Annotated in this window: 29 protein-coding genes; 6 read left to right on the forward strand and 23 right to left on the reverse strand. The window is 68.2% G+C overall.

All coding sequences use genetic code 11. From position 1 onward, the window contains the following. Positions 1–122: 122 nt before the first annotated feature. On the reverse strand, positions 123–1,295 hold the full coding sequence (locus SNOV_RS13630) for an acetyl-CoA C-acetyltransferase (RefSeq protein WP_013167530.1): 1,173 nt from the start codon (positions 1,293–1,295) through the stop codon (positions 123–125). A gap of 277 nt (positions 1,296–1,572) precedes the next feature. Between SNOV_RS13630 and phaR the strand changes: the two genes are divergently transcribed. Next, positions 1,573–2,145, forward strand: a complete 573-nt coding sequence (gene phaR, locus SNOV_RS13635) for a polyhydroxyalkanoate synthesis repressor PhaR (RefSeq protein WP_013167531.1) — start codon at positions 1,573–1,575, stop codon at positions 2,143–2,145. A 147-nt stretch (positions 2,146–2,292) separates the two neighbouring features. Here the strand turns inward: phaR and SNOV_RS13640 are convergent, their stop codons facing one another. The 4 genes from SNOV_RS13640 to mtgA form a co-directional block, all read right to left on the reverse strand. After that, positions 2,293–4,002, reverse strand: coding sequence for an EAL domain-containing protein (locus SNOV_RS13640; protein ID WP_013167532.1), 1,710 nt, complete (start codon positions 4,000–4,002; stop codon positions 2,293–2,295). 121 nt (positions 4,003–4,123) lie between these two features. Next, positions 4,124–5,374, reverse strand: coding sequence for an alpha/beta hydrolase (locus SNOV_RS13645; protein WP_013167533.1), 1,251 nt, complete (start codon positions 5,372–5,374; stop codon positions 4,124–4,126). 231 nt (positions 5,375–5,605) lie between these two features. After that, complete coding sequence (rpmF, locus tag SNOV_RS13650) at positions 5,606–5,791, reverse strand: 50S ribosomal protein L32 (protein WP_013167534.1); 186 nt, start codon at positions 5,789–5,791, stop codon at positions 5,606–5,608. A 172-nt stretch (positions 5,792–5,963) separates the two neighbouring features. Further along, entirely contained in the window at positions 5,964–6,632 is a 669-nt protein-coding gene (gene mtgA / locus SNOV_RS13655; RefSeq protein ID WP_013167535.1) for a monofunctional biosynthetic peptidoglycan transglycosylase, read from the reverse strand. Positions 6,633–6,775: 143 nt separating this feature from the next. On the opposite strand from mtgA, the gene SNOV_RS13660 reads away from it, so the two are divergent. Then, positions 6,776–7,693 (forward strand): polyprenyl synthetase family protein, encoded by a 918-nt coding sequence (locus SNOV_RS13660; protein ID WP_013167536.1) that lies wholly within the window; start codon positions 6,776–6,778, stop codon positions 7,691–7,693. Positions 7,694–7,788: 95 nt separating this feature from the next. Beyond that, complete coding sequence (locus tag SNOV_RS13665; protein WP_041782278.1) at positions 7,789–8,061, forward strand: hypothetical protein; 273 nt, start codon at positions 7,789–7,791, stop codon at positions 8,059–8,061. 80 nt (positions 8,062–8,141) lie between these two features. On the opposite strand, the gene leuB is transcribed toward SNOV_RS13665, so the two are convergent. From leuB to SNOV_RS24255, 10 genes are all read right to left on the reverse strand, one after another. Beyond that, positions 8,142–9,251: a 3-isopropylmalate dehydrogenase gene (leuB, locus tag SNOV_RS13670; protein WP_013167537.1), complete on the reverse strand. Its 1,110-nt coding sequence runs from the start codon at positions 9,249–9,251 to the stop codon at positions 8,142–8,144. 378 nt (positions 9,252–9,629) lie between these two features. Continuing rightward, positions 9,630–11,201, reverse strand: a complete 1,572-nt coding sequence (locus SNOV_RS13675; protein ID WP_013167538.1) for a GMC family oxidoreductase — start codon at positions 11,199–11,201, stop codon at positions 9,630–9,632. A gap of 15 nt (positions 11,202–11,216) precedes the next feature. Continuing rightward, positions 11,217–11,753 carry a gluconate 2-dehydrogenase subunit 3 family protein gene (locus tag SNOV_RS13680; RefSeq protein ID WP_013167539.1) on the reverse strand — a complete coding sequence of 179 codons (537 nt, stop codon included), beginning with the start codon at positions 11,751–11,753 and terminating at the stop codon, positions 11,217–11,219. A gap of 56 nt (positions 11,754–11,809) precedes the next feature. After that, the gene (locus SNOV_RS13685) at positions 11,810–12,205 is read right to left on the reverse strand and encodes a VOC family protein (RefSeq protein WP_013167540.1); all 396 of its coding nucleotides are present in this window, start codon (positions 12,203–12,205) and stop codon (positions 11,810–11,812) included. A 436-nt stretch (positions 12,206–12,641) separates the two neighbouring features. Further along, complete coding sequence (locus tag SNOV_RS13690; RefSeq protein WP_013167542.1) at positions 12,642–12,998, reverse strand: ribbon-helix-helix domain-containing protein; 357 nt, start codon at positions 12,996–12,998, stop codon at positions 12,642–12,644. Between the two features lie 88 nt (positions 12,999–13,086). Further along, on the reverse strand, positions 13,087–13,470 hold the full coding sequence (locus SNOV_RS13695; RefSeq protein WP_013167543.1) for a RidA family protein: 384 nt from the start codon (positions 13,468–13,470) through the stop codon (positions 13,087–13,089). Positions 13,471–13,667: 197 nt separating this feature from the next. Further along, a complete protein-coding gene (gene leuD / locus SNOV_RS13700) occupies positions 13,668–14,273 on the reverse strand; it encodes a 3-isopropylmalate dehydratase small subunit (RefSeq protein WP_013167544.1) in 606 nt (201 codons plus the stop codon). A 119-nt stretch (positions 14,274–14,392) separates the two neighbouring features. Beyond that, positions 14,393–14,953, reverse strand: coding sequence for a cytochrome b (locus SNOV_RS13705; RefSeq protein ID WP_013167545.1), 561 nt, complete (start codon positions 14,951–14,953; stop codon positions 14,393–14,395). Between the two features lie 62 nt (positions 14,954–15,015). Then, the gene (locus tag SNOV_RS13710) at positions 15,016–15,447 is read right to left on the reverse strand and encodes a metallopeptidase family protein (RefSeq protein ID WP_013167546.1); all 432 of its coding nucleotides are present in this window, start codon (positions 15,445–15,447) and stop codon (positions 15,016–15,018) included. A gap of 5 nt (positions 15,448–15,452) precedes the next feature. Continuing rightward, a complete protein-coding gene (locus SNOV_RS24255; protein ID WP_013167547.1) occupies positions 15,453–15,587 on the reverse strand; it encodes a hypothetical protein in 135 nt (44 codons plus the stop codon). A gap of 131 nt (positions 15,588–15,718) precedes the next feature. Between SNOV_RS24255 and SNOV_RS23515 the strand changes: the two genes are divergently transcribed. Next, on the forward strand, positions 15,719–16,216 hold the full coding sequence (locus tag SNOV_RS23515) for a hypothetical protein (RefSeq protein WP_013167548.1): 498 nt from the start codon (positions 15,719–15,721) through the stop codon (positions 16,214–16,216). Between the two features lie 53 nt (positions 16,217–16,269). Here the strand turns inward: SNOV_RS23515 and leuC are convergent, their stop codons facing one another. Continuing rightward, positions 16,270–17,691 carry a 3-isopropylmalate dehydratase large subunit gene (leuC, locus tag SNOV_RS13720; protein ID WP_013167549.1) on the reverse strand — a complete coding sequence of 474 codons (1,422 nt, stop codon included), beginning with the start codon at positions 17,689–17,691 and terminating at the stop codon, positions 16,270–16,272. Between the two features lie 80 nt (positions 17,692–17,771). After that, a complete protein-coding gene (locus SNOV_RS13725) occupies positions 17,772–17,960 on the reverse strand; it encodes a hypothetical protein (protein WP_013167550.1) in 189 nt (62 codons plus the stop codon). A gap of 245 nt (positions 17,961–18,205) precedes the next feature. On the opposite strand from SNOV_RS13725, the gene SNOV_RS13730 reads away from it, so the two are divergent. Beyond that, positions 18,206–18,454 carry a hypothetical protein gene (locus SNOV_RS13730; RefSeq protein ID WP_013167551.1) on the forward strand — a complete coding sequence of 83 codons (249 nt, stop codon included), beginning with the start codon at positions 18,206–18,208 and terminating at the stop codon, positions 18,452–18,454. Positions 18,455–18,459: 5 nt separating this feature from the next. Here the strand turns inward: SNOV_RS13730 and SNOV_RS13735 are convergent, their stop codons facing one another. After that, positions 18,460–19,344 (reverse strand): AraC family transcriptional regulator, encoded by an 885-nt coding sequence (locus tag SNOV_RS13735; protein WP_013167552.1) that lies wholly within the window; start codon positions 19,342–19,344, stop codon positions 18,460–18,462. A gap of 129 nt (positions 19,345–19,473) precedes the next feature. On the opposite strand from SNOV_RS13735, the gene SNOV_RS13740 reads away from it, so the two are divergent. Continuing rightward, the gene (locus SNOV_RS13740) at positions 19,474–20,229 is read left to right on the forward strand and encodes an SDR family NAD(P)-dependent oxidoreductase (protein ID WP_013167553.1); all 756 of its coding nucleotides are present in this window, start codon (positions 19,474–19,476) and stop codon (positions 20,227–20,229) included. 225 nt (positions 20,230–20,454) lie between these two features. Here SNOV_RS13740 and rplS read toward each other — a convergent pair whose 3' ends face one another. The 5 genes from rplS to ffh all read right to left on the reverse strand — a co-directional run bounded on the left by rplS (position 20,455) and on the right by ffh (position 24,579). Beyond that, positions 20,455–20,862 carry a 50S ribosomal protein L19 gene (gene rplS / locus SNOV_RS13745; protein WP_013167554.1) on the reverse strand — a complete coding sequence of 136 codons (408 nt, stop codon included), beginning with the start codon at positions 20,860–20,862 and terminating at the stop codon, positions 20,455–20,457. 111 nt (positions 20,863–20,973) lie between these two features. After that, complete coding sequence (gene trmD / locus SNOV_RS13750; RefSeq protein ID WP_013167555.1) at positions 20,974–21,690, reverse strand: tRNA (guanosine(37)-N1)-methyltransferase TrmD; 717 nt, start codon at positions 21,688–21,690, stop codon at positions 20,974–20,976. A gap of 11 nt (positions 21,691–21,701) precedes the next feature. After that, positions 21,702–22,244, reverse strand: coding sequence for a ribosome maturation factor RimM (rimM, locus tag SNOV_RS13755; RefSeq protein ID WP_013167556.1), 543 nt, complete (start codon positions 22,242–22,244; stop codon positions 21,702–21,704). 259 nt (positions 22,245–22,503) lie between these two features. After that, complete coding sequence (gene rpsP / locus SNOV_RS13760; protein WP_013167557.1) at positions 22,504–22,863, reverse strand: 30S ribosomal protein S16; 360 nt, start codon at positions 22,861–22,863, stop codon at positions 22,504–22,506. 162 nt (positions 22,864–23,025) lie between these two features. Next, complete coding sequence (gene ffh / locus SNOV_RS13765) at positions 23,026–24,579, reverse strand: signal recognition particle protein (protein WP_013167558.1); 1,554 nt, start codon at positions 24,577–24,579, stop codon at positions 23,026–23,028. Positions 24,580–24,591: the final 12 nt, after the last annotated feature.

A 24,591-nucleotide genomic window follows, 5' to 3' on the forward strand; every position in this document is an offset into this window, starting at 1 on the left:
TTCCGTGACGGCAAGGCAGCTTGGCCGCCTTGCCGGCTTAAGGTGTCACAGACCTCAGGGGCTGTGTCTGACACGCATCAATCGCGCAGGATGGAGTCTCGCGCGCGGCAGTCTCCCGCGCCTCAGTCGCGTTCCAGGCACATGGCGATGCCCATGCCGCCGCCGATGCACAGCGTGGCGAGCGCCTTCTTGGCGTCGCGCTTCTCCATCTCGTAGAGCAGCGTGGTGAGGATGCGCGCGCCGGAGGCGCCGATCGGGTGGCCCAGCGCAATGGCGCCGCCGTTGACGTTCACCTTGGCCGGATCCCAGCCGAGGTCCTTGTTCACCGCGCAGGCCTGCGCGGCGAAGGCCTCGTTGGCCTCGATCAGGTCGAGGTCGGCGACGGTCCAGCCCGCCTTCTCCAGCGCGCGGCGCGAGGCCGGGATCGGGCCGGAGCCCATGATGGACGGGTCGACGCCCGCCTGCGCCCAGGAGACGATGCGCGCCAGCGGCTTGCGGCCCGCAGCCTTGGCGGCGGTCATCAGCACCACGGCGGCGGCGCCGTCATTGATGCCGGAGGCGTTGCCGGCGGTCACCGTGCCGTCCTTGGAGAAGGCCGGGCGCAGCTTGGTCATGCCGTCGAGCGTGGCGCCGTGGCGGGGATACTCGTCGTCGGCGACGATAATGTCGCCCTTGCGGGTGGAGATGGTGACAGGGACGATCTCGTCCTTGAAGCGGCCGGCCTTCTGCGCCGCCTCGGCCTTGTTCTGCGAGCGGACCGCGAACTCGTCCTGCTGCTCGCGGGTGATCTGCCACTGGCGCGCGACGTTCTCGGCGGTCGTGCCCATGTGGTAGCCGTTGAAGGCGTCCCACAGGCCGTCCTTGATCATGGTGTCGACCATCTGCAGGTCGCCCATCTTGGTGCCGTTGCGCAGATGCGCGCAGTGCGGCGCCTGGCTCATCGATTCCTGGCCGCCCGCGACGACGATATCGCTGTCGCCGTTGAGCAGCGCCTGGTAGCCGAGGGCGACCGCCCGCAGGCCCGAGCCGCAGAGCTGGTTGACGCCCCAGGCCGGGCTTTCCACCGGGATGCCGGCGGCGACGGAGGCCTGCCGCGCCGGGTTCTGCCCCGCGCCGGCGGTGAGGATCTGGCCCATGATCGTCTCGCTGACCGCGCCGGGTTCAACCCCCGCGCGTTCCAGCGCCGCGCCGATCGCGACCTTGCCGAGCTCATGCGCCGGCAGCGAGGAGAGCGCGCCGTTGAACGCGCCGACAGCCGTGCGTGCGGCGCCGACGATGACGATGTCGTCTTTCATGAATGACGTCCTCCGCTACCTTGAGGGTGTGGCGCGGCCCCCGAGCCGATGCCCGCGCCATTGTTGCTTAAGTGTGCAGCCATCGTGGTTGGCTCAAGTGATCCATGTCAATGGCGGGCGGCTTTTCTTGGCCGCCGATTTCCTCGGCGGCGCGCAGGCGCGGAAGCATTCTGCCCGCCATGCTGCACTGCCGTGAAGACGCAATAATTCCTATAGCCGGGCGGCGGGAAACGGCTTAGTGTTTTCGATGGGGAACGATCAAGGCGACCGGATCACAATGGCAAAATCCAACGAACCCGTCACCATCAAGAAGTACGCCAACCGCCGTCTCTACAATACCGGCACGAGCACCTATGTGACGCTCGAAGACCTCGCGCAGATGGTAAAGAACGGCGAGGACTTCGTCGTTTACGACGCGAAGTCCTCCGAGGACATCACGCATTCCGTGCTCACGCAGATCATCTTCGAGCAGGAGGGCAAGGGCCAGAACCTGCTGCCGATCAACTTCCTGCGCCAGATCATCCGTTTCTACGGCGACAGCATGCAGATGCTCGTGCCGCGCTATCTCGACATGTCGATCGAGAACTTCACCAAGGAACAGAACAATCTGCGCGAGCAGTTCTCCAAGACCTTCGGCGTCGGCGGCTTCGGCATGATGGAGGATCAGGTCCGGCGCAACATGGAAATCTTCGACCGCGCCTTCAAGATGTTCCTGCCGAACGGCCGCGCCGATGAGGCGCCGCCCACCGCGCCCGCGGGCAATCCGGACGATTTCGACGAATTGCGCCGCCAGGTGGCGGAAATGCAGAAGCGCCTCGACCGGCTCGGCGAAGGCGGCAAGAAGGAGTGAGGGGCAATCCGCCCATCTCCTTCAAGCACATCCACAATATGAATGCCCTCATGGCCGGGATTGACCCGGCCAACTAGGACCACATCGCGCACCAGCGGGAAGGCTGGATCCCCGGGTCGAGCCCGGGGATGAGGGAAATCTGAAGGTTCAGCCAGCCCCGCCCGACGGGCTGTCCGCCGGCAGGCCGATGAGTTCGCCCTGCAGATAGGTGCAGCCCCACTCGACCAGCTGGCTGCCGGTCTCCTCGTCCAGCACCCATTCCGCCACCGTCTCGATGCCGAGCTGGCCGGCGAGGTCGAGCAGCACGCGCACGAAGCTGCGGTCGTCCTCCGACTGCATCATGGTGGCAATGAAGCTGCCGTCGATCTTCAGCATGTCGACATGCAGGCTGCGCAGGTTGCGGAACGAAGTGTAGCCGACGCCGAAATCGTCCATCGCCACCTTGCAGCCATGGCCGCGCAGCCAGGCGATGCGCGCGCGCATCGCCTCCATGTCGGGGATGGTCGTGCTCTCGGTGATCTCGACGATCAGCCGGCTGCTGAGCCCGGCGCGCGCGCCCTCCTCCACCAGCCCGAGCCAGGCGGCGTCGTTGATCGAGCCAGGCGAGACGTTGACCGAGAGCCGGGCGGCGGGGTCGGCGCGCAGCGCAGCCAGCGCCAGCTCCATGGCGCGGCCGTCGACCAGCCGCGTCAGGCCGAAGCGGTCGGCGGTGGGGATGATCGTCGCGCCGTCATGCATCCGCCCGTCCCGTCCGGTGATGCGGGCGAGGCATTCATGGAAGGCGATGGCGCGCGTCTGCCCGCAGGCGATGGGCTGGAAGGCGAGCGACACCCGGTCCTCGTCCAGCGCGTCGACGATCTCGTCGGCGAAGCGCACATTGGCGTGCCGCTCGGCCGCGCGGTCGAGCGCCGGCGAATACATCTCCAGCGTGCCGCGCGCCGACCGCCGCGCGCGGTGCAGCGTATCCTGCGCATGGGCGAAGATCTCGGAGACCGTGCGCCCCTGGCGCGGGGCGATCAGGCCGCCGGCCGAGACCGTGGCCGCCACCGCACCGGCGCTGGTGCGCGGCGGCGTCGCGTTGACCGTGGCGAGGAAGCGGCGGGCGGCAGGGGCGAAGCCCTCGCCCGGCTGCGCGCGCAGCAGCAGCCCGAACTTGCTCCCCGAGAAGCGGGCGAGTTCCTCGCCCTCGGCGAGCTGGGCGCGCAGGCGCAGCCAGATGACGTCGATCACCTCGTCGGCGACGAGGAAGCCATAGGCATCGTTGAGGTCGCCGAGATGGTCGACGCCGACCAGCACGAAGCCGAACTCGCTGTCCTCGCGATAGGCCAGCGACAGCCGCTCCTCGATCAGGCCGGCGAGCCGCTGGCGGTCGGTCTTGGGTTCGGCACCGCGGCTGAGGCCGATGCGCACCGGGCGCCCGACCGCCAGGCGGCGCAGGAAGCCGTCGACCCGCACCAGCCCACCCTCGGCGTCGAAATGGCACACGCCGCGGTCCTCGACCCACAGGCGGCGCTGGCCGCTGCCGGGCGGCAAAGCGAGGCAGTAGACGGTCTCGAAGAAGCGGGTGCTGCCGTCGCCGCCCGGCACGATGCCGAGCTGCATCGAGGCGAGCGCGGCGTCGTGGCGCGAATTGCCGGAGCCGGGCTCGATCAGCTCGGCATAGTTGCGGCCGCGCAGCGCCAGCGGCATTCGCTCGCGGCCCAGCACCTCCTCGGCCGCGGCGCTCCAGCGCACGAGATCGTCGGAGAGGGTCCAGCGATAGGAAGCCGCGCCGAGAGCGCGGACGGCCTCGGCCACCGAAGCCGGCGGAAGCACGGCATCGGGACCGGATTCGGCGAGCGTCTCATGCTTGGGCATGAGCGGCCTTGGTCGGAATACGAGAACGCAACATGGTGTCAGGCTTGTCGGCGAAAAGAGCCAATAATTCGTCAAGCGGCGCGCGCATCCACAGATGCTCGCCTCCGCCCGGCGGGCGTCGCTACTGGGGCACCGTACCGGCGCGCACGACCTGCGCCGAGGTATCGATTACCGTGGCCCCGTCCGCCTCGGCCGCCGGCTCGGCCGCAACCGTGGTCGACGTCGAGGCCGCGGTGGCCGGAGCTGCGGCGGTCTGGCGCGCGGAGCCGCTGTTGGCGGGGCGCATCTGGTCGAGGCCGAAGAACTGGATGCCGGCGACCTGGACCGTGGGGGCTTCCCGTCCGGCCTGCGCCCGCATGATCATGCCGCGCAGCTCGGGCGCCATTTCGGCGAGCTGGGCGAACTTGCCGTGATTGAAGCCGTCGAGCGCCTTGACGCTGGTCATGTCGACCACGACGGCGCCGAGTTCCACCAGGTCGTTGTCGTTGGTGTAGGCGCCGAGCCGCGGCTTGTCACCGGCGATGAAGTTGGAGAAGGCCAGCGCCTTGTCGTCATGCGAGACGATGACGATGAACGGCTTGGGCGGCTTGCCGAAGCGCTTGAGCTGGGTCTTGAACACGTCGACGTCGATGTCAGGCGCGGCGAGGATGATGTTGCCGAGCTTCTTAAGCGGCACGTTCTGGCCGGAGATCTTGATTTGCCTGAGCGCCTCGACCGTCACCCAGTTCCCCATGGAATGGGCGAGGATGCTCACCTCCTCGGCGCCGCTGGCGAAGACGAGGCGGATGGTCTCCTCCAGCCGGTCGCGGGCGGCGGTGGCGCTGTTGTTGTCGTAGACATAGTCGGCAGTCTCGCCGCGCGAGGCCCAGGTGAACAGCACCGGCACCGCCGGCGACCTCGAATCCTCCTTCATCTGCGTCAGCCGGTACAACGCCTCGGAGAACAGGGTGTTGTAGCCGTGGACGAAGATGAAGACGTCGCGCTGCCCGGGCGGGCGGCGCTCGAGTTCCGCCTTCAGGTCGGCGGAGAATTGCTGCTCGGTGTCGCGATAGACTGCCTCGCGCACCACCATGTCGGTGGCGGGATTGGGGGTGGCCTGCTTGGGCCACTCGATCATGCCCGGCTTGTGGGTCGGCGGCACGGAGATGTCGACGCGGGCGAAGCTGAGCGCGGGGGTGCGCTCGCCGCTGTAGAACACGCCGGGACGCGGATCGCGCGCCCGCGACGAGGCGACGAGGACCACATGGTCCTTGGCACCGGGGGCCGTGGTCTCGACCGCGGTCAGGGCTTCGGGTCCGGGGCGCGATGCGCAGCCCGCCAGCAACGGCCCGGCCAGCGCCGTAAGAAGCAGCCACGCGCCGATCTGGCGCACTCGTCCGCTCGCGCTACGCAACACTCACGCTCCCCAGCCGCCCCGCGCGACTTTGTACCATTTCTGCCGACCACTGGTAAGGCGCGCGCATGTCCCGCGCCACAAGGCGCGGCCGATATCGTCGGCATGGTTACCGAGCTACCACACCGCCCCAGACGCACGAAAGCCGGCCGCAGGGGCCGGCTTCATGAAAGGCGACGGATGCGCGGGCGCCAGAGCGCCCGTCCGCGATCAGGCCTCGGTCTTCACCTTCAGCACCTGGCGGCCCTTGTACATGCCGGTCTTCAGGTCGAGATGGTGCGGACGGCGCAGCTCGCCGGAATCCTTGTCCTCGACATAGGTCGGCTTGGCGAGGGCGTCGGCGGAACGGCGCATGCCGCGACGCGACGGGCTGGTTTTCTTCTTCGGAACGGCCATGGTCTTCTCCTGTGCCGGCATGGCTCACGCCCTGAAGGAGGGCCGGCGCCGGATCGTCGTGTAATTCGAGTGGCGGCTTATACAGACTCATGCGCGCGAGCGAAAGAGGCTGGCGCAACTCTGTTACGCGGCGTCATAGACGCTTTGTCCGCCAAGGCCAAGCGGGAGGCGCTCACAGGCAGGCCGTAAGCTCCGGCCCCTCGCGCGGCAGCCGTGCCAGCAGGTTGCCGGCGAGCCGGTTGAGCCCCGGCCCGGGCTTCGCCGCGTTGCGGCGGTACGGGTTGGGCAGCGTCACCGCCAGCAGCGCCGCCTGGCGCGGGCTGAGCTGGCCGGCGCCGCGGCCGAAGGCCCGCTGCGCCGCCGCCTCGGCCCCGAACTCGCCGTTCGGCCCCCATTCGGCGATGTTGAGATAGATTTCCAGCTGCCGATGCTTCGACATCACCGCGTTGAGATAGAGCGCCAGCGGGAATTCCAGCCCCTTGCGGATGTAGCTGCGCCCGTTCCACAGGAACAGGTTCTTGGCGAGTTGCATGGTGATGGTGGAGGCGCCGCGCGGCGCGTCGAGCCCGTCGGAATCGTCGATCACGCCCTGCAGCTCGACCATGTCGACGCCGAAATGCGAGCAGAAGCGCGCATCCTCGGAGGCCAGCACGGCGCGAACGAGATTCTGCGAGATGCCCTCCAGCGGCACCCATGTACGGCTGACCGTCTGCCCGGTCGCCCAGCGTGCCAGCATCAGCGTCGAGACCGGCGGCACGATGTTGTAGACGAGCCCGAGCACGAGCGGCGTGGCCACGATGACCAGTGCCGCTCTCCACAACCATCCCCGCAAGACGCCCATCCCGGCAAAACGCTCCCGCACTCCCTCGGCCCGGCTACCTTACCCAGCGGGGGCGTCCGGGTCGACCGCGCCGCCGCGGCGCTTGACCCGCCCCACGGCCTCGGGCACGGAAGCGAAACGTGCCTTCCAGCCCGGGTCCACCGATGTCCGCCTCCCCTGCCCTGCCCGAAGCGCTCGCCGCCACCGCCGAGGCGGTCGCCGCCTATATCGACGCGGCGATCGCGCAGAGCGGCGCGCCGGGCGAGCGGCTGGCATCCGCGATGCGCCACGGTGCGCTCGCCGGCGGGAAGCGGCTGCGGCCCTTCCTCGTGATCGAGAGCGCGGCGCTGTTCGGGGTTCCCGCCGCCGCCGCCATGCCCGCCGCCGCCGCGCTCGAATGCATCCACTGCTATTCGCTGGTACATGACGACCTGCCGGCGATGGACAATGACGACCTGCGCCGCGGCCAGCCGACCGTCCACCGCGCCTATGACGAGGCGACCGCCATCCTCGCCGGCGACGGGCTGCTCACCCTCGCCTTCGAGATCCTCGCCCGCGAGGAGGCCGGCCCGGATGCCGAGGTGCGCATCGCGTTGGTGGCCAGCCTCGCCCACGCCGCCGGCGTCGCCGGCATGATCGGCGGGCAGATGCTCGATCTCGCCGCCGAGGGACGATTCGCGAGCGGTCGTCCGCTCGATTTGCCGGCTGAGGAGATCATCCGCCTGCAGGCGATGAAGACCGGCGCGCTACTGCGCCAGGCCTGTGAGGCCGGCGCCCTCGTCGGCCGGGCGACGCCGGAGGAGCGCGCAAGCCTCGACCGCTATGCCCGTGCCGTCGGCCGCGCCTTCCAGATCGCCGACGACCTGCTCGACGTCGAGGGCGAGGCAGATACCGTGGGCAAGGCGGTAGGCAAGGACGCCGCGGCGGGCAAGGCGACCCTCGTCGGCAAGCTCGGCGTCGCCGGCGCACGGGCCGAGCTCGCCCGCCTTGTGGACGAGGCAGAGGCGGCGCTGGCCGGCTTTGGCAGCGCGGCAACACTCCTCAAGGAAGCGGCGCGTTTCATAGCCGCACGGCGCAATTAGTACTTTGCTGATCTCGACGGAACGATAAGTTGCGCGCATTCTTATCGTGACGTAAGCGTCGCACGTCGCGATGCCTGCGCCGCCTGGAGGTTCAAATGCGTGCCGCCCCGTTCGCCTTCGCCGCGCTGATCGCCGGTGCCGCCCTGTTCGCCACGGCTCCCTCGCAGGCCCAGGAGACGCGCATCATCATCCGCAAGCAGCCGCCGCGTTCCTACCTCGATCCCGGCCCGGTGGTGAAGCCGGGCACGGCGCGCGACCTCAACTACATCTACGCCGCCCAGGGCTATTATCCGCATTATGGCGACGATGGCGGCATCACCGGCAGGCGTTGGCCGCTGCCGAGCCGGTTCGAGCTGCCGGGCTACTGATTCGCCGGCTCAGCGCCGCGCCGCATGAAAAAAGCCCGGCTCTCGCCGGGCTTTTGCTTTTTCGGATCGCGCGACGGCCCTCAGGCCGCCCTCTCCAGTTCGGCGAGGACGGCGTCGCCCATCCCGGCGGTGCCGACGCGGGTCATGCCCTCGGACCAAATGTCGGCGGTGCGGTAGCCGTCCGCCAGCACGCCGGCGACCGCCGCCTCGATGCGGTCGGCCGCCTCCTGCTCGCCGAAGGAATAGCGCAGCGCCATGGCGAGCGAGCCGATCATGGCGATGGGATTGGCGAGGCCCTTGCCGGCGATGTCGGGCGCAGCGCCGTGCACCGGCTCGTAGAGCGCGCGGCGGCGGCCGGAGATTTCCTCCGTCGCGCCGAGCGAGGCCGAGGGCAGCATGCCGAGCGAGCCGGTCAGCATCGCCGCGACGTCGGAGAGGATATCGCCGAACAGGTTGTCGGTGACGATGACGTCGAACTGCTTGGGCGCGCGCACCAGCTGCATGCCGCAGCTGTCGGCGAGCTGGTGCTCCAGCGCCACGTCCGCATAGTTGGCGCCGTGGACGGTGCTCACGACCTCCTTCCACAGCACGCCGGTCTTCATGACGTTGTGCTTCTCGGTCGAGACCACCTTGTTGCGGCGGGTACGGGCGAGCTCGAACGCGACGCGGGCGATGCGCTCGATCTCGTAGGATTCGTAGACCTGGGTGTCGACGGCGCGCTTCTGGCCGTCGCTGAGATTGGTGATGGTCTTCGGCTCGCCGAAATAGACGCCGCCGGTCAATTCGCGCACGATCAGCACGTCGAGGCCCTCGACCAGCTCGCGCTTGAGGCTGGAGGCGTCGGCGAGCGCGGGATAGCACACGGCCGGGCGCAGATTGGCGAAGAGCTGCAGGTCCTTGCGCAGGCGCAGCAGGCCCGCCTCGGGACGCGCCTCATAGGGCACGTTCGCCCATTTCGGCCCACCCACCGCGCCGAGCAGGATGGCATCGGCGGCAAACGCCTTGGCCATGGCTTCTTCCGAGATCGGCAGGCCGCAGCTGTCATAGGCGGCACCGCCGACGAGGTCCTCCTCGATAGCGAAGGAGGCGAGGCCGTGGCTGTCCAGCCAGCCGATGACGCGCTTCACCTCGGCCATCACCTCGGTGCCGATGCCGTCGCCGGGAAGGAGCAGGAGCTTGTGGGTAGCCATGGTTTCCTCGCGTTCGCCTCGTCGTGAGCGTCGTTGGCGAGGGGAGTGCTAATGGCAGACGCGGGCGCTGGCAAGCGGCGCCGCGCATGCCCGGCGGCAAAAGGAAACCGCCGGCGGGGGACCGGCGGCAGGTGGGGAGGAGAAGGGCCGGCGGCGACCGGCCCCTAGAGCCCTTCCCGTTCGGATGGAACATCCGAACGATCAGGAAGTGCTCTGGATTTAATAAGCTGGAGCAATTCCTCTTCGATCAGATGATTCCATCTGATCGGGAAATGCTCTAGCCGTCATCCCGGCCGAGCGAAGCGAGAGCCGGGATCGCTCTCCGATTTCACGCGATCCCGGATACGGCCTCGCGGCCGTTCCGGGATGACGGTTTCGTCAGATCGTTCCGCGCGACATCTCGTTGGCGATGAACTCCGCCTGGCGGATGGCCAGCGCCACGATGGTCAGCGTCGGGTTCTCGGCGCCGCCGGTGGTGAACTGGCTGCCGTCGGAGACGAACAGGTTCGGGATGTCGTGCGTCTGCCCGTGCTTGTTCACCACGCCGTCGCGCGCCTTCTCGCTCATCCGGTTGGTGCCGAGATTGTGCGTGGAAGGGTAAGGCGGCGTCGGCATGGTGCGGGTCGCCCCCACCGCCGTATAGATCGCCGAGCCCTGCTTATAGGCATGGTCGCGCATGGCGATGTCGTTCGGGTGGTCGTCGAAATGCACGTTCGCCACCGGCATGCCGTTCTTGTCCTTAACGTCGGCGTTCAGCGTGACGCGATTGGTCTCCTGCGGCATGTCCTCGCCGACGATCCACAGCCCGGCCATGTTGACATAGCCGTCCATCGCCGAGGTGAAAGAGCGGCCCCAGCCGCCCGGATCGAGGAAGGCGGCCATGAAGGGCAGGCCGAGCGAGAGCGTCTCCATCTCGTAGCCGCCGACGAAGCCGCGCTTGGTGTCGAGCGGCGCCTCGTCGCGCACGATCCCGGCCATGGTGGTGCCGCGATACATGTGCACCGGCTTCTCGAACACGGCGTAGACCGACCCGGTCATGTGACGCATGTAGTTGCGCCCCACCTGCCCCGAGGAATTGGCGAGGCCGTCCGGGAACATGCTGCTGGCGGAGTTGAGCAGCAGGCGCGGGCTCTCGATGGAGTTGCCGGCGACCGCCACGATGCGGGCCTTCTGGCGCTGGGTCTTGCCGTCCTTGTCGACATAGACCACGCCGGTCGCCTTGCCCGAGGCGTCGTGCTCGATCTTCAGCACCATGGATTGCGGGCGCACCTCGAGATTGCCGGTGGCCTCGCCGCGCGGGATCTCGGCGATCAGCGTCGACCATTTGGCGCCCGACTTGCAGCCCTGGAAGCAGAAGCCGATCTGCTGGCAGGAGCCGCGGTCGTTGCGCGCCTCGCTGTTGATCGCCATGCGCCCGGTCGACACCTCCTTGTAGCCGACCTTCTTCGCCCCGGCCTCGAACACCTTGAAGTTGTTGTTGCCGGGCAGGCCGGGAATGCCGTTGGTGCGGGTCACGCCCATACGGTCCTCGGCCTTGGCGTAGTACGGCTCCAGCTCGGCCAGCGTGATCGGCCAGTCCAGCAGATTGGCGCCGTCGAGGTCGCCATAGGTGGTGCGGGTCTTGAACTCGTGCTCCTGGAAGCGCAGCGAGGCGCCCGCCCAGTGCACCGAGGAACCGCCGACCGACTTGACGATCCAGGCCGGCAGGTTTGGGAAGTTCTTGTGCACCCGCCACGAGCCGGAGGTGGTGCGCATGTCGGTCCAGGCGAGCTGGGCGAAGCTGTCCCACTCGTTGTTGATGAAGTCTTCCATGTTGTGGCGGGCGCCGGCTTCCAGGATCACCACCTTCACGCCCTTGAGCGCGAGGTCGGTGCCGAGCGTGCCGCCGCCGGCACCGGAGCCGACGATGACGACGACGGAATCGTCATTGAGATCGAAGGGTGCAGCCATGTTTATGTCCTCCCCTCACAGCCAGGCGATGTCGTTGAAGCCGCGGTCGATGTAGCCGCCCTTGTCGGCGGAGGCGCCCTCGTAGCCGAAGATCGGCCAGACCTCCTCCTGGTTGTAGAGGCTCACCACCAGGCCGCCCCTCACCTTCTCGAAGAACGGCCCGCCCTCGATCTGGCGCAGTATGGCGACCCGCTGGTCCTCCCAGCCGACATCGGCATAGGGGACGCCGTGCTTGGCCTTGGCGAGCACGTCGAGTGCGGCGACGCCCTCCTCCACCAGCGCCTTCACCGCCGGGTCCTTGGCGGCGTCGGTCTCGTAGGGCTTCATGGCGATGGCGTAGAAGCGGTCCGGGACGCGGTCGTGCGGATAGACGTCGCGCGCCATGACGATGAGGGTGCGCATGGTCTCCGGCTTCAGCGCCGTGACCTCCAGCCCCCACGCCTCGCGCGGGTTGAGCACGGCGGCACCGCTCACCACCAGCGCGCCGGCGGCACTCAGGCCGGCGAGCACGGCGCGGCGGGACGGACCTCGCCTGTCGATCAGTGTTGGCATTGTAACCTCCCAGCAATTCTTATGTATTTTTCAGGTAGACGCGCGATTCCGGTGCGTCATCGGTAACGCCCATGCTTCTGAAGCACTTCGATCTTGTAGCCGTCGGGATCGGTGACGAAGAAGAACTTCGCCAGCAAGGCGCCGTCGTGGAAGAATTCCTTGACCGGATTGGGAGCGAGGCCGGCATCGATGAAGCGCGCGTGCTCGGCGTCGAGATCGTCCACCACGAAGGCGATGTGCCCGTAGCCGTCGCCGAGCGCATAGGGCTCGGTGCGTCCGTGATTGACGGTCAGCTCGACCTCGAAATCGGCCTCGGGGTTGCGCAGATAGACCAGCGTGAAGCCGTCGAACGGCAGCCGCTGCGCAACGTCCAGCCCGAAGGCGCGCTTATAGAAATCAATCGAGCGCGCCTCATCGAGCACGCGGATCATCGAATGAATGGCCTTCGCCACCTGGTCCTCCGCCTTGAATCCTCACGCGGCGGGAATTCCGCCGATGAAGAGGATGCTAGGCCGCGGCGCGGCGGGGAGGTGGTAGGCAGCTAGCACATCAACATGATGTGCTTTAGGGGCCGGGAAGCCTCGCTTCGGAACCCTTTGTTGGGGATCAACCTCATCCTGAGGCGCGAGCGCAGCGAGCCTCGAAGGATGCTCGCTCAAGCGCGCCCGGACGAGCATCCTTCGAGGCCCGGCCAAAGGCCGGGCACCTCAGGATGAGGGTTGTTCGTGGCAAGGGGCACACGCCGACTGTCGGCCCAATCCATTATGCCGTCATCCCCGGGCTTGGCCCGGGGATCCACGACTTGCCTGATACGCTGAGCCAAACCGAAGTCGTGGATGGCCGGGCCAAGCCCGGCCATGACGTCGAAAAGGAGCGAGTGAAGGCGCCCTACTCCGCCGCTTCCAGCTGGATGCGCCGGCTCTCGCACAGATAGCGCTCATGCGCCGCCGCGGGGCTCACCGGGATCTGGCTCGCCGCCGCCGGGCGGACCTCGGCGAGGAAGATCAGGCAGGAGCAGCGCAGCAGCGAAGCGAAGTTGCGCACCTCGCCATGCAGGTCCAGCACCTCGTCATGCAGCTTGGTGACGAACTTGCCCAGACTCATGCCCTGATGGGCGGCTACCTCCTCGAGCACGGTCCAGAAGGCCGCCTCCAGCCGGATGGAGGTGGAATGGCCGCCGATGCGCACCGAGCGCGTCTGGCTCTCATAGGTCTCGGGCGCTTGGCCCGCGAAGATGTGGCACATGGGGCGTCTCCCGGAACGTTCTGTTTATTTTGAACGATTCCACTCCGGGAAGCCCGCGCTGTAAAGCCGTAAAATGGTCGGGTCGCCCTCACCCGCGCCGGCGCGCGGTGACCTCGATCTCGATCATCATCTCCGGCTGCAGCAGCCCGGCGACGATCAGCGTCGCGGCGGGGCGCGCCGTGGCGAAGTACTCGCCGAAGATCGGGAACACCGCCTCGGCATATTCGGGCCGGGTGACGATGTAGCGCACGCGCACCACGTCATCGAGGCTGGCGCCGGCCTGCGCCAGCGCGGCGGCGATGTTGCGGAAGCAGCCATGGGTCTGCTCGATCAGGTCGTCCGGCAGGCGCATCGCCGCATAGTCGTAGCCGGTGGTGCCGGAGACGAAGATGTCGTCCCCGTCCACCACCGCGCGCGAATAGCCGGCGACCTTCTCGAAGGTCGAGTTGGAGGAGATGAGCCGGCGGGTCATGGGTTCACACTCGTCCTGCCTCGAATTACCAGACGGAAACCCGCCCCGCGCAACCGGTCAAGTCGTGGATGGCCGGGCCAAGCCCGGCCATGACGTTCCACCGGTTGACGAGCGGCGTTCCCGATATTCCGGCCGTCATGCCCGGGCTTGGCCCGGGCATCCGCGCCTTCCTTCAAACGAGCCGGCCGGCTCCCGCCTCACACCCAGGGGCGCTCTTCGGCGAGCTTGCCCTCATAGGCGTCGATCTTCTCCGCCTTCACCTTGGTCAGGCCGATATCGTCCAGCCCGTTGAGCATGCAGTGCTTGCGGAACGGGTCGATCTCGAAGCCGATCGAGCCGCCGTCCGGGCCGGTGATGGTCTGCTTCTCCAGATCGATGGTCAGCGTGGCGTTCGCGCCACGCTCGGCGTCGTCGAACAGGGCGGCGAGCTGCTCCGGCGTCACCGTGATCGGCAGCACGCCGTTCTTGAAGCAGTTATTGTAGAAGATGTCGGCGAAGGAGGTGGAAATCACGCAGCGTATGCCGAAGTCCAGCAGCGCCCAGGGGGCGTGCTCGCGCGAGGAGCCGCAGCCGAAATTGTCGCCGGCGATGATGACCTTGGCGTTGCGATAGGCCGGCTTGTTGAGCACGAAGTCCGGGTTGTCCGAGCCGTCTTCCCTGTAGCGCATCTCCGAGAACAGGCCCTTGCCGAGGCCCGTGCGCTTGATGGTCTTCAGGTACTGCTTCGGGATGATCATATCGGTGTCGATATTGACCGTCGGCATAGGCGCGGCGACGCCCGTCAGCGTGGTGAACTTGTCCACGGCACTCTCTCCAGTTCCGGCAGCCGCGGGTTGCCCGCCGGCCTTCGGGAAATCCCGCCTTCCATAGCAACGCGCCGGACGAATGCCCAGTGCGCCGGCGGGAACCCGATGGCCCCGCCTCAGTGCCTCGGCAGCATGCGGCGCAACACGTCGTCCCGGAAGACGAAGTGGTGCACCAGCGCCGCCAGCCCATGCAGCAGGGCCAGCACCACCAGCACGTTCGCCAGCGTCTCGTGCAGCTCGATCACCTGCCGGGCGGCCTCGCGATCCACCGCCACCGGCGAGGGGATCGTGAACAGGCCGAAGAAGGTCACAGCGTCGCCGCGCAGGAAAGCGAGATAGATGCCGACGACGGGCGTGACCACCAGCAGGACGTAGAGCAGCACATGGGCTGCGGTCGCGGCCAGGTGCACCGGCCGAGACAGGGCCGCCGAAGGCGGCGGCACCGGCCCGAGCGCGCGCGCCGCAAGGCGCAGCGCCACCAGGCCGAGGATCAGCAGCCCAACCGAGATGTGCGCCCACCAGATGAAGGCGCGCCCTGCGGTGCCGCGCTCGAAGAAACCCTCGATATAGGGCACCCCGTAGACGAGGCTGACGGCGAGCACCGTCAGCCAGTGGAGCGCCCGCAGCGGCAGGCTGTAATGATCGCCGACGGGCGGATTGGACGGGGTTCGGCTCATGGTCGCGCTCCTATAGTTTAGATAATCTCTAAACAGGGACTACCCACGTCAAATCCGGTCGGCTACGTATCGGCCTCCTCCTCGATCCGTTCCATGTCGTCGTCCGAGAGGCCGAAATGGTGGCCGATCTCGTGCACCAGCACATGGGTGACGACGTCGCCCAGCGTCTCCTCGTGCTCGGCCCAGTAATCGAGGATGGGCCGGCGATAGAGGAAGATCATGTTGGGCAGCACGCCCGTCGTCGTCTCGTAGCCCTGCGCGAGGCCGATGCCCTGGAACAGGCCGAGCAGCTCGAACTCGTCCTCTATCTCCATCTCCTCGAGCACCTCGTCGGTGGCGAAGTCCTCGACACGGATGACGAGGTTGCCGCACAGGGTGCGGAACTCCTCCGGCAGGCGGGCATAGGCGTCCTCGGCCATCGCCTCCATCTCGGCGAGGCTCGGGGCGCTCGTCTTCAGCCAGGCGTTCGAACCGTTCACCGTCTCGCTTCCCATCGTCCTCACCGCAGATAGGTGGCGAAGAGATAATAGGCGAGCACCAGCGCGGCCAGCACCGCCAGCGAGCGGCCGATGCGCCGGCCCCAGAGTTCGGTCCAGTCGCCCTCGGGCGGCGTCTCGTGCGGTCCCCGGCTCACCTTCGCGCCTCGCTGCGGTTTTCATTTCGCATCTTCATCAAAGGCTTACGCTACGTCAGGGCCCGCGACAGGACGAGTTCGCCTTCCCATCTCCAGTGTGGGCGACGTCCCGACACTTGAGGACGACGGTTATGACAACTCTCGCATCGCGCGCGGCCGGCGCGCTGAAGACCGGCCTCATCGCGCTCACCCTCCTCACGGCTGGCGTCGGCGCTGCATCCGCACACGGCTTCGGCGGTGGTGGCGGCTTCGGCGGCGGCGGATTCCACGGCGGAGGCTTCGGCGGCGGTGGTTTCGGCGGTGGCTTTCATGGTGGCGGCTTCGGCGGCGGCTTCGGCGGCATGCCCGTCGGCGGCTTCCATGGCGGCGGCTTCGGCGGCCTGCCGGCCGGCGGCTTCCACGGCGGCACGCCCTTCATCCCGCATGACGGCGTTCCGTTCCACGGCGTGCCCTTCCACAACGTCTACCACCATGGCTACAACAACTACGCCTATGGCTTCTTGCCGTTCTTCGACTACGGCTATGACGGCTACCCGTACTATTCGGACAACGGCTATTCCTGCGACCACCTCGTGCGCATAGGCACCCCGCACCACTACCGTTACGTGCATGAATATACCTGCACCTGACGCCGTGGGAGGCGACGGCCCGCTCTCCGCGAGGAGGCGGGCCGTTCAGCGTCTCACGCGGCGGTGCGCCACTGGCGCACGTCGACGAAGCGGCCGGCGATCGCCGCCGCCGCCGCCATGGCCGGCGAGACGAGGTGGGTGCGGCCCTTATGGCCCTGCCTTCCCTCGAAATTGCGGTTCGAGGTGGAGGCGCAGCGCTCCTCCGGGCCGAGCTTGTCGGCGTTCATGGCCAGGCACATGGAGCAGCCCGGCTCGCGCCACTCGAAGCCGGCGGCGAGGAACACCTTGTCCAGCCCCTCGGCCTCGGCCTGCAGCTTGACCAGCCCCGAGCCCGGCACGATCAGCGCCTGCACGCCCTCGCGCACCTTATGGCCGGCAGCGATCTTCGCCGCGGCGCGCAGGTCCTCGATGCGGGCATTGGTGCAGGAGCCGATGAACACCTTGTCGATGCCGATATCGGTGATCCTGGTGCCTGCGGCGAGGCCCATATAGGCCAGCGCCCGCTTCTTGGCCTCGCGGCGGCCTTCGTCCTCGATCGCCTCCGGATCCGGCACGATGCCTTCCACCGAGATCACGTCCTCCGGGCTGGTGCCCCAGGAGACGATCGGCGGCAGCGAGGCGCCGTCGAGCCGCACGATCTTGTCGAAGAAGGCGTCCTCGTCCGAACGCAGCGTGTCCCAGTAGCGCCGCGCCGCGTCCCAGGCCGCGCCCTTGGGCGCGCGCGGGCGATCCTTCACATAGGCGAAGGTGGTCTCGTCGGGGGCCACCATGCCGGCGCGGGCGCCGCCCTCGATGGACATGTTGCAGACCGTCATCCGGCCTTCCATCGTCAGGTTGCGGAAGACCTCACCCGCATACTCGATGACATGGCCGGTGCCGCCGGCGGTGCCGGTGGTGCCGATGATGGCGAGCGTCACGTCCTTGGCGGTCACGCCTTCGGGCAGCTTGCCGTCGACGACGACGCGCATGTTCTTGCTCTTCTTCTGGATCAGCGTCTGGGTGGCGAGCACATGCTCGACCTCCGAGGTGCCGATGCCATGGGCGAGCGCGCCGAAGGCGCCATGCGTCGAGGTGTGGCTGTCGCCGCAGACGATGGTGGTGCCCGGCAGGGTGAAGCCCTGCTCCGGCCCGATGACGTGGACGATGCCCTGGCGCTTGTCGAGCTCGTTGAAATACTCGACGCCGAACTCGCGGGCGTTCTCCGCCAGCGTCTCGACCTGCAGCCGGCTCTCCGGCTCCTCGATGCCTTGGCTGCGGTCGGTGGTCGGCACGTTGTGGTCGACGACGGCCAGCGTCTTCGACGGCGCATGCACCTTGCGGCCGGCGGCGCGCAGGCCCTCGAAGGCCTGCGGGCTGGTCACCTCATGCACCAGATGGCGGTCGATATAGAGGAGGCAGGTGCCGTCCTCCTGGCGGTCGATGACGTGGTCGTCGAAAATCTTGTCGTACAGGGTGCGGGGAGCAGACGTGCTCATCTCGGCATCTCACTTGTCATGAAAATCGAAGGCAGGGCCCGGATGCGCAGCCGGGAGCGCGAAAGCACTCCGGGCGGCGCTCAGCTAAGCCCGGCGACCGCGCAGGCGGTGAAACGGCCGAAGAAGCGCGAGGGCAGCCGGACATGGTCCGGCACGGCGGCGAAGCCGATCGTCGTCGGCAGGCGGCGGCGGGCCTCCGGGCGCGCGCCATCGGGCGCGGAAATCTCCGCGCCTGCCTGACCCGTCATGCCGAACTGCGCCTGCATCATGGAACCCTTCTAGCAACGCCCTTCTAGCAAGACTTGCCGCCGTAAACAATCGCCCGCGGTGCCGCGGGGCGAAGGCGCGAGCGCACGAGCGCGTGAAGGCAAGGCGCCGCCCTCGTTATTGAAATAATGTATTCCAGAGTATTTCCCAGTCGACGACTTGCGATCAACTGATATTTTCCGCAGCGTCATTAGGTGATGGCGCAACGGAAAGCCCTGGTTTAAGTTGAATGCGCATGGAGTCTGCGATGCGCGTAACCGACGTCGTCCTGATCGTTGCCACCCTCGGCGCCTTCGTCGCCGCGGTCGAGGCGCGCAACCGCGTCGAGGTCGCGCCGCATGAGGTGGCCGCGGTGCGCGAGGCGCCGAAGATGATTACCTGCCCGCTGCGCAAGCCCGACTTCGCCACCGTCATGCAGGCCGCCTTCGTCGGCGACGGCACGCTGCTGGTCGAGCAGCAGACCAACACCCGCGTGCGCCACATCAAGGACTGCTGAGCCCCCTAGGCCGCCACCTCACCCCGCGCCGCCCGTGCGTCGCGCACCGGCGGCAGGCCGAACAGCCTCCCATATTCGCGGGTGAACTGCGGCACGCTCTCATAGCCGACCTCGAAGGCCGCGCGGCTCGCCGCCAGCCCTTCCGCCTGCATCAGCCGCCGCGCCTCGATGAGGCGGAGCTGCTTCTGGAACTGCAGCGGCGAGAGCGAGGTCACGCTGCGGAAATGCTGATGGAAGGAGGACGGGCTCATCCCCGCCACGCCCGCCAGATGCTCGACCCGCAGCGGTCGGGCGAATTCGGTCCGCAGCACCGCCACCGCCTTACCCACGCGCTGGGCATGGCTGTCCGGCCAGCCCAGCCGCCTGATCGCCGGGCCGTGCCGGCCGGTGAGCAGCCAGTAATGCATTTCGCGCACGAGCTGCGCCTGCAGCACCGGCACCGAGGCCGGCCGGTCGAGCAGCCGCATCAGCCGCAGCGCGGCGTCCGCCACTTCGGCATCGGTCGGCTCGACCCGCACCGGCGCGACATCGCCGACCGGCGCCGCCTTCATCTCCGCCACCAGCTCGGCGACGACGGCGGGGTCGAGCTCCAGCACCAGCGACAGATAGGGCGCGCCCGAGCTCGCCCTGGTGATCTGGCTCACGGTCGGCACATCCGCGGTGATCAGCAGCGAGTCGCCGGCGGAGAAGGGGAAGGCCTGCGTGCCCAACGTCACCTGCTTGGCGCCCTGCACCACGAGGCAGGCGAGCGGGCGCGAGATCGCATAGACGAGGCCGCTCGGCGCGATGGCGCGCACCGTCGTCAGGCCGGGGATCGGGGTCGGGGCGATGCCGTTGGCATCGGCATGCGCCAGCGCGTGGCGGCGCACAGCATCGAGCAAGCTGTCCATGAGGCGAGATTAGCCTATCGCGGCGGCCTCGGCACCCCATTTGGAGGATCAGGCAAGAAGCTTCGAGCATCCGGCAACAGCAGAGCCGCCGGCGCGGCGATAACGGCATGTCCCACAGGAGACAATGCCATGACCAAGATCACCCTCGTCACCGGCGCCAGCCGCGGCCTCGGCCGCAACACCGCGCTGAGCATCGCCCGCCGCGGCGGCGACGTCGTCCTCACCTATCGCAGCAAGGCAGAGGAGGCGCACGCCGTCGTCGCCGAGATCGAGGCGCTGGGCCGCAAGGCCGTCGCGCTGCCCCTCGACACCGCCGAGGCGGCCACCTTCCCCGCCTTCGCCGAGCGCCTCAAGACTGCGCTGCGCGAGACCTTCGGCCGCGAGAGCTTCCACCATCTCGTCAACAATGCCGGCCATGGCGACTTCGCCTTGATCGGCGAGACCACCGAGGCGCAGTTCGACGCGCTGGTGAACGTGCATTTCAAGGGCGTGTTCTTCCTCACCCAGGCGCTGCTGCCGCTCCTAGCCGACGGCGGGCGCATCGTGAACCTGTCCTCGGGCCTCACCCGCGTCTCCGCACCCGGCTGGTCCGCCTATGCCGCGGCGAAGGGCGCGGTCGAGGTGCTCTCGCTCTACATGGCGAAGGAGCTGGGCGCGCGCGGCATCGCCGTCAACACGGTCGCGCCGGGCGCCATCGAGACCGACTTCTTCGGCGGCGCCGTGCGCGACACGCCGGAATTCAACAAGGTCTTCGCCGACATGACCGCGCTCGGCCGCGTCGGCGTGCCCGACGACATCGGCCCGATGATCGCCAGCCTGCTCAGCGAGGACAATCGCTGGATCAACGCCCAGCGCATCGAGGTGTCGGGCGGCCAGGGGATTTGAGGGAACGTCCTGCCCCCAGCACCGCCCTCATCCTGAGGTGCCCGGCATAGCCGGGCCTCGAAGGATGCTCATCCCCGCCGTGCTGCAACGACCATCCTTCGAGGCTCGCTTCGCTCGCACCTCAGGATGAGGTGGCTCTGCGGACAGGACGCCACCGACGAGACAAACAAAAAGGCCGGGGCTTGCCCCGGCCTTCGTATCTTCAGGCAGCCTCGCGGGCGCCGGTCACTCGGCGGCGACGGGGGCGTCCTTCTTGCCCTTGCCGGCGTTCTTGTCCTGGCGCTCGGCGATACGGGCCGACTTGCCGCGACGGTCGCGCAGGTAATAGAGCTTGGCGCGGCGCACCTTGCCGCGGCGCACGACCTTCAGGCTGTCGATGTTCGGCGAGTAGAGCGGGAAGACGCGCTCGACGCCCTCGCCATAGGAAATCTTGCGGACGGTGAAGCTCTCGTTGATGCCGCCGCCATTGCGGGCGATCACGACGCCTTCATAGGCCTGAACGCGGGTGCGCTCGCCTTCCTTCACCTTGACGTTGACGATGACCGTGTCGCCGGGCTGGAAGTCCGGGATGGCGCGGATGGCAGCCAGCTTGGCAGCCTGCTCGTCATCGAGCTCTTTAATGATATCGACCATTTTCATCACCTCAGGCGAAATCGGCGGTTGTTAGTCAGACTTGGCCGTTCGCATCTTGCTGTTGTCAGTTCATAGTGACGGCGCGCCCTATACGCGAAGTCGGGCCGCTTGTCATTCCCTCTTCGTCGCAGAACCGTCATGCACGGCCGCATGGGCGGCCCACAGGTCGGGCCGGCGCGCCCTTGTGGCGGCCTCCGCCTGCTCGCGGCGCCAGCGTGCCACCTTGGCATGGTCGCCGCTCGACAATATGGCGGGGATGTCCATCCCCTCGAAGCTCTGCGGCCGGGTATATTGCGGATATTCCAGCAGCCCGGCGGAGAAGCTCTCCTCGGTGCCGGAGTCCGGGTGGCCCATCACCCCCGGCAGGAGGCGCACGCAGGCGTCGAGCAGCACCAGCGCGCCGATCTCGCCACCCGACAGCACGACATCGGCGACCGACACTTCTTCAAGCCCGCGCGCGGCGACGAGCCGGTCGTCCACCCCCTCGAAGCGACCGCAGACGATGACGACGCCCTCGCCTGCCGCCAGCTCGCGCACGCGGGCCTGGGTCAGCGGCCTGCCGCGCGGCGTCATCAGGAGGCGCGGGCGGGTGTCGCCTTCCGGCGCCGCCGCGTCGATGGCGCGGGCGAGCACGTCGACCCGCATCACCATGCCCGGCCCGCCGCCGGCCGGCGTGTCGTCGACCGAACGGTGGCGATCGGTGGCGTGATCGCGGGGATCGACCGTCTCGACGTTCCACGCCTGCCCCAGCGCCCGGCCGGCCAGCGACAGGCCGAGCGGGCCGGGGAACATCTCCGGGAAGATGGTGAGGACGGAGGCGCGCCACATGTGCCGCGCTCCTAGCCCTGGTCGGCGTCGGGCGGCGGGGCTTCCTCGCGCGCCCATTCCGCCGGGTCGACCACGACGCGCCCGCCCTTGATGTCGACGGTCGGCACCACGGCCTTGGTGAAGGGCAGCATCAGCGTCTTGCCCCCGCCCTCCGGCGCCACCTCGATGATGTCGCCGGCGCCGAAATCATGCACCGCCACGATCTTCCCGAAGGGCGCGCCCTCGGTGGTCACGGCGGCAAGGCCGATCAGGTCGGCATGGTAGAAATCGTCCTCGTCCTCCGGCTCCGGCAGGAGGTCGCGGGAGACGTGCAGGCCCTGATTGGTCAGCGCCTCCGCCGCCTCGCGCGTGTCGACGCCCTCGATCCGGGCGACGAAATGGTCCTTGGCCGGCCGGAGCGCCTTGACCTTGAACACGCGCTTTCCCGCCTCGTCGGTCAGCGGCTTGTAGCGTTTGAGCGAATCCGGGTCGTCGGCGAAGACGAACAGCCGCACTTCCCCCCGCACGCCATGCGGCGCGCCGATGCGGGCGAGGAGGATGCGGTCGTTCGACATGGGACGCTCTCGGTCGCGGCGCCGGGATGACCATCCTTCGAGGCCCGACTGTGCCGGGCACCTCAGGATGACGTCGTACCAAAAGCCACGTCATCCTGAGGTGCGAGCGAAGCGAGCCTCGAAGGATGCCGTTGCCGGCACCCAAGGTAGACCGCTCCCTTGGTAAGGGAGAGGTCGAGAGTTCGGCCTCCTCCCCCGGTCGGGAGAGCACTCCCTTCACACGGGAGGGGTCGGGGGCTCAGCCCCCGACCATCCAGCCTCACTCGGCCGGAGCTTCCGCGGCTTCGGCGGCCTTGGCGGCAGCGGCGGCGCGCTCCTGCGCCTTCTTGCCGGGCACGGCCTTCTCCGGGTTGTTGCGCGCAGCGCGCTTCACCAGATCGAGGCTGTCGAGGAAGCGAGCGACGCGGTCGGTCGGCTGGGCACCCTTGGCGAGCCAGGCCTTGGCCTTCTCGACGTCGAGGACGAAGCGGTCGGCGGCGTCCTTCGGCTTCAGCGGGTCGAAGGTGCCGATCTTCTCGATGAAGCGGCCATCGCGCGGCGAGCGCGAGTCGGCGACGACGATGCGGTAATAGGGACGCTTCTTGGCGCCGCCGCGGGCGAGACGGATCTTGAGGGACATTGGTCTTTCCTTTCAGGTCTATGCGTTGGTTCGTCTGGTTCCTTCCGTCATCCCCGGGCTTGGTCCGGGGATCCACGCCTTGCGCGCGGCAGCAATGCGCCGAGGCAGTCGTGGATGGCCGGGCCAAGCCCGGCCATGACGGCGTGAGGTTTCATCGGGTCTTCACTTCTTCTTCGTCGGGAAGCCCGGCAGGCCCGGCAGGCCGCCCGGCTTGGTTCCCAGCCCCGGAATCCCGCCCGGAAGGCCGGGCAAATTACCGGGGAATTTCGGGGGAAGGCCGCCACCGGGCCCACCGAGGCCGCCGGGCATCTTCTCCGCCATCTGCTTGAGCTGGTCGGGGCTCGGCATGCCGCCGCCCATCCCGCCGCCCATGCCGAACATCGAGGCCAGCCCGGCCATCGGGCCGCGCTTGCCGGCCGCCCCGCCCATGGCCTTCATCATGTCGGCCATCTGGCGGTGCATCTTCATCAGCTTGTTGACGTCCTCGACCTTGGTGCCGGAGCCCGCCGCGATGCGCTTGCGACGTGAGCCATCGAGCAGCTTCGGGTTGCGCCGCTCCTTCTTGGTCATGGAGTCGATGATCGCCTTCTGGCGCTTGAGGACGCTGTCGTTCATCCCCGAGGCCGCCATCTGGTTCTTCATCTTGCCGACGCCCGGCAGCATGCCCATCAGCCCGCCGAGGCCGCCGAGCTTCTCCATCTGGTCGAGCTGCATGCGCAGATCGTCGAGGTCGAACTGCCCCTTGCGCATGCGCTCGGCGGCGGCCATCGCCTTCTCGGCGTCAATGTTCTCGACCGCCTTCTCGACCAGCGAGACCACGTCGCCCATGCCGAGGATGCGCCCGGCGACGCGGCGGGGATCGAAATCCTCCAGCGCGTCCATCTTCTCGCCGGTGCCGAGCAGCTTGATCGGCTTGCCGGTGACGGCGCGCATGGAAAGCGCGGCGCCGCCGCGCCCGTCGCCATCGGCGCGGGTCAGCACGATGCCGGTCAGCCCGACGCGCTCGTCGAAGGCCTTGGCGGTGTTCACCGCGTCCTGGCCGGTGAGGCTGTCGGCGACGAGCAGCACCTCGTGCGGGCGCGTCGCCGCCTTCACCTCGGCGACCTCGGCCATCAACGCCTCGTCGAGCGTGACGCGGCCGGCGGTGTCGAGCATCACCACGTCGTAGCCGCCGAGCCGGGCGGCTTCCATGGCGCGGCGGGCGATCTGCACGGCGGACTGCCCGGCGACGATGGGCAGCGTCTCCACGCCCACTTGGCTACCGAGCGTGGCCAGCTGCTCCATCGCCGCCGGACGGCGGGTGTCGAGCGAGGCCATCAGCACCTTGCGGTTGGACCGGTCGGTGAGGCGTTTGGCGATCTTGGCGGTGGAGGTGGTCTTGCCCGAACCCTGCAGGCCGACCATCAGCACCGGAACCGGGGGAGCGGCGTCGAGGTCGATCGGCTTGGCGTCCGAGCCGAGCATGGCGACGAGCTCGTCATTGACGATCTTCACCACCATCTGGCCGGGGGTGACCGACTTGATCACCTCGGCGCCGACCGCGCGCGTGCGCACCCGGTCGGTGAAGGAGCGCACCACGTCGAGCGCGACGTCGGCCTCGATCAGCGCCCGGCGCACCTCGCGCATGGCCTCGCCCACGTCGGCCTCGGAGAGGGCGCCGCGCTTCTTCAGCCGGTCGAGTATGCCGCCAAGGCGGTCGGTCAATGAATCGAACATGCGTCCGCTTTC

Origin of the sequence: Ancylobacter novellus DSM 506 (assembly GCF_000092925.1) — a bacterium.
Classification (GTDB): domain Bacteria; phylum Pseudomonadota; class Alphaproteobacteria; order Rhizobiales; family Xanthobacteraceae; genus Ancylobacter; species Ancylobacter novellus.

Excerpts from the sequence above, each read along its gene's own strand:
- SNOV_RS13630 (WP_013167530.1), bottom strand. The coding sequence starts at position 1,295 with ATGAAAGACGACATCGTCATCGTCGGCGCCGCACGCACGGCTGTCGGC.
- phaR (WP_013167531.1), top strand. The coding sequence starts at position 1,573 with ATGGCAAAATCCAACGAACCCGTCACCATCAAGAAGTACGCCAACCGC.
- SNOV_RS13640 (WP_013167532.1), bottom strand. The coding sequence starts at position 4,002 with ATGCCCAAGCATGAGACGCTCGCCGAATCCGGTCCCGATGCCGTGCTT.
- rpmF (WP_013167534.1), bottom strand. The coding sequence starts at position 5,791 with ATGGCCGTTCCGAAGAAGAAAACCAGCCCGTCGCGTCGCGGCATGCGC.
- mtgA (WP_013167535.1), bottom strand. The coding sequence starts at position 6,632 with ATGGGCGTCTTGCGGGGATGGTTGTGGAGAGCGGCACTGGTCATCGTG.
- SNOV_RS13660 (WP_013167536.1), top strand. The coding sequence starts at position 6,776 with ATGTCCGCCTCCCCTGCCCTGCCCGAAGCGCTCGCCGCCACCGCCGAG.
- SNOV_RS13665 (WP_041782278.1), top strand. The coding sequence starts at position 7,789 with ATGCGTGCCGCCCCGTTCGCCTTCGCCGCGCTGATCGCCGGTGCCGCC.
- leuB (WP_013167537.1), bottom strand. The coding sequence starts at position 9,251 with ATGGCTACCCACAAGCTCCTGCTCCTTCCCGGCGACGGCATCGGCACC.
- SNOV_RS13675 (WP_013167538.1), bottom strand. The coding sequence starts at position 11,201 with ATGGCTGCACCCTTCGATCTCAATGACGATTCCGTCGTCGTCATCGTC.
- SNOV_RS13680 (WP_013167539.1), bottom strand. The coding sequence starts at position 11,753 with ATGCCAACACTGATCGACAGGCGAGGTCCGTCCCGCCGCGCCGTGCTC.
- SNOV_RS13690 (WP_013167542.1), bottom strand. The coding sequence starts at position 12,998 with ATGTGCCACATCTTCGCGGGCCAAGCGCCCGAGACCTATGAGAGCCAG.
- SNOV_RS13695 (WP_013167543.1), bottom strand. The coding sequence starts at position 13,470 with ATGACCCGCCGGCTCATCTCCTCCAACTCGACCTTCGAGAAGGTCGCC.
- SNOV_RS13705 (WP_013167545.1), bottom strand. The coding sequence starts at position 14,953 with ATGAGCCGAACCCCGTCCAATCCGCCCGTCGGCGATCATTACAGCCTG.
- SNOV_RS13710 (WP_013167546.1), bottom strand. The coding sequence starts at position 15,447 with ATGGGAAGCGAGACGGTGAACGGTTCGAACGCCTGGCTGAAGACGAGC.
- SNOV_RS23515 (WP_013167548.1), top strand. The coding sequence starts at position 15,719 with ATGACAACTCTCGCATCGCGCGCGGCCGGCGCGCTGAAGACCGGCCTC.
- leuC (WP_013167549.1), bottom strand. The coding sequence starts at position 17,691 with ATGAGCACGTCTGCTCCCCGCACCCTGTACGACAAGATTTTCGACGAC.
- SNOV_RS13725 (WP_013167550.1), bottom strand. The coding sequence starts at position 17,960 with ATGATGCAGGCGCAGTTCGGCATGACGGGTCAGGCAGGCGCGGAGATT.
- SNOV_RS13730 (WP_013167551.1), top strand. The coding sequence starts at position 18,206 with ATGCGCGTAACCGACGTCGTCCTGATCGTTGCCACCCTCGGCGCCTTC.
- SNOV_RS13735 (WP_013167552.1), bottom strand. The coding sequence starts at position 19,344 with ATGGACAGCTTGCTCGATGCTGTGCGCCGCCACGCGCTGGCGCATGCC.
- SNOV_RS13740 (WP_013167553.1), top strand. The coding sequence starts at position 19,474 with ATGACCAAGATCACCCTCGTCACCGGCGCCAGCCGCGGCCTCGGCCGC.
- rplS (WP_013167554.1), bottom strand. The coding sequence starts at position 20,862 with ATGGTCGATATCATTAAAGAGCTCGATGACGAGCAGGCTGCCAAGCTG.
- trmD (WP_013167555.1), bottom strand. The coding sequence starts at position 21,690 with ATGTGGCGCGCCTCCGTCCTCACCATCTTCCCGGAGATGTTCCCCGGC.
- rimM (WP_013167556.1), bottom strand. The coding sequence starts at position 22,244 with ATGTCGAACGACCGCATCCTCCTCGCCCGCATCGGCGCGCCGCATGGC.
- rpsP (WP_013167557.1), bottom strand. The coding sequence starts at position 22,863 with ATGTCCCTCAAGATCCGTCTCGCCCGCGGCGGCGCCAAGAAGCGTCCC.
- ffh (WP_013167558.1), bottom strand. The coding sequence starts at position 24,579 with ATGTTCGATTCATTGACCGACCGCCTTGGCGGCATACTCGACCGGCTG.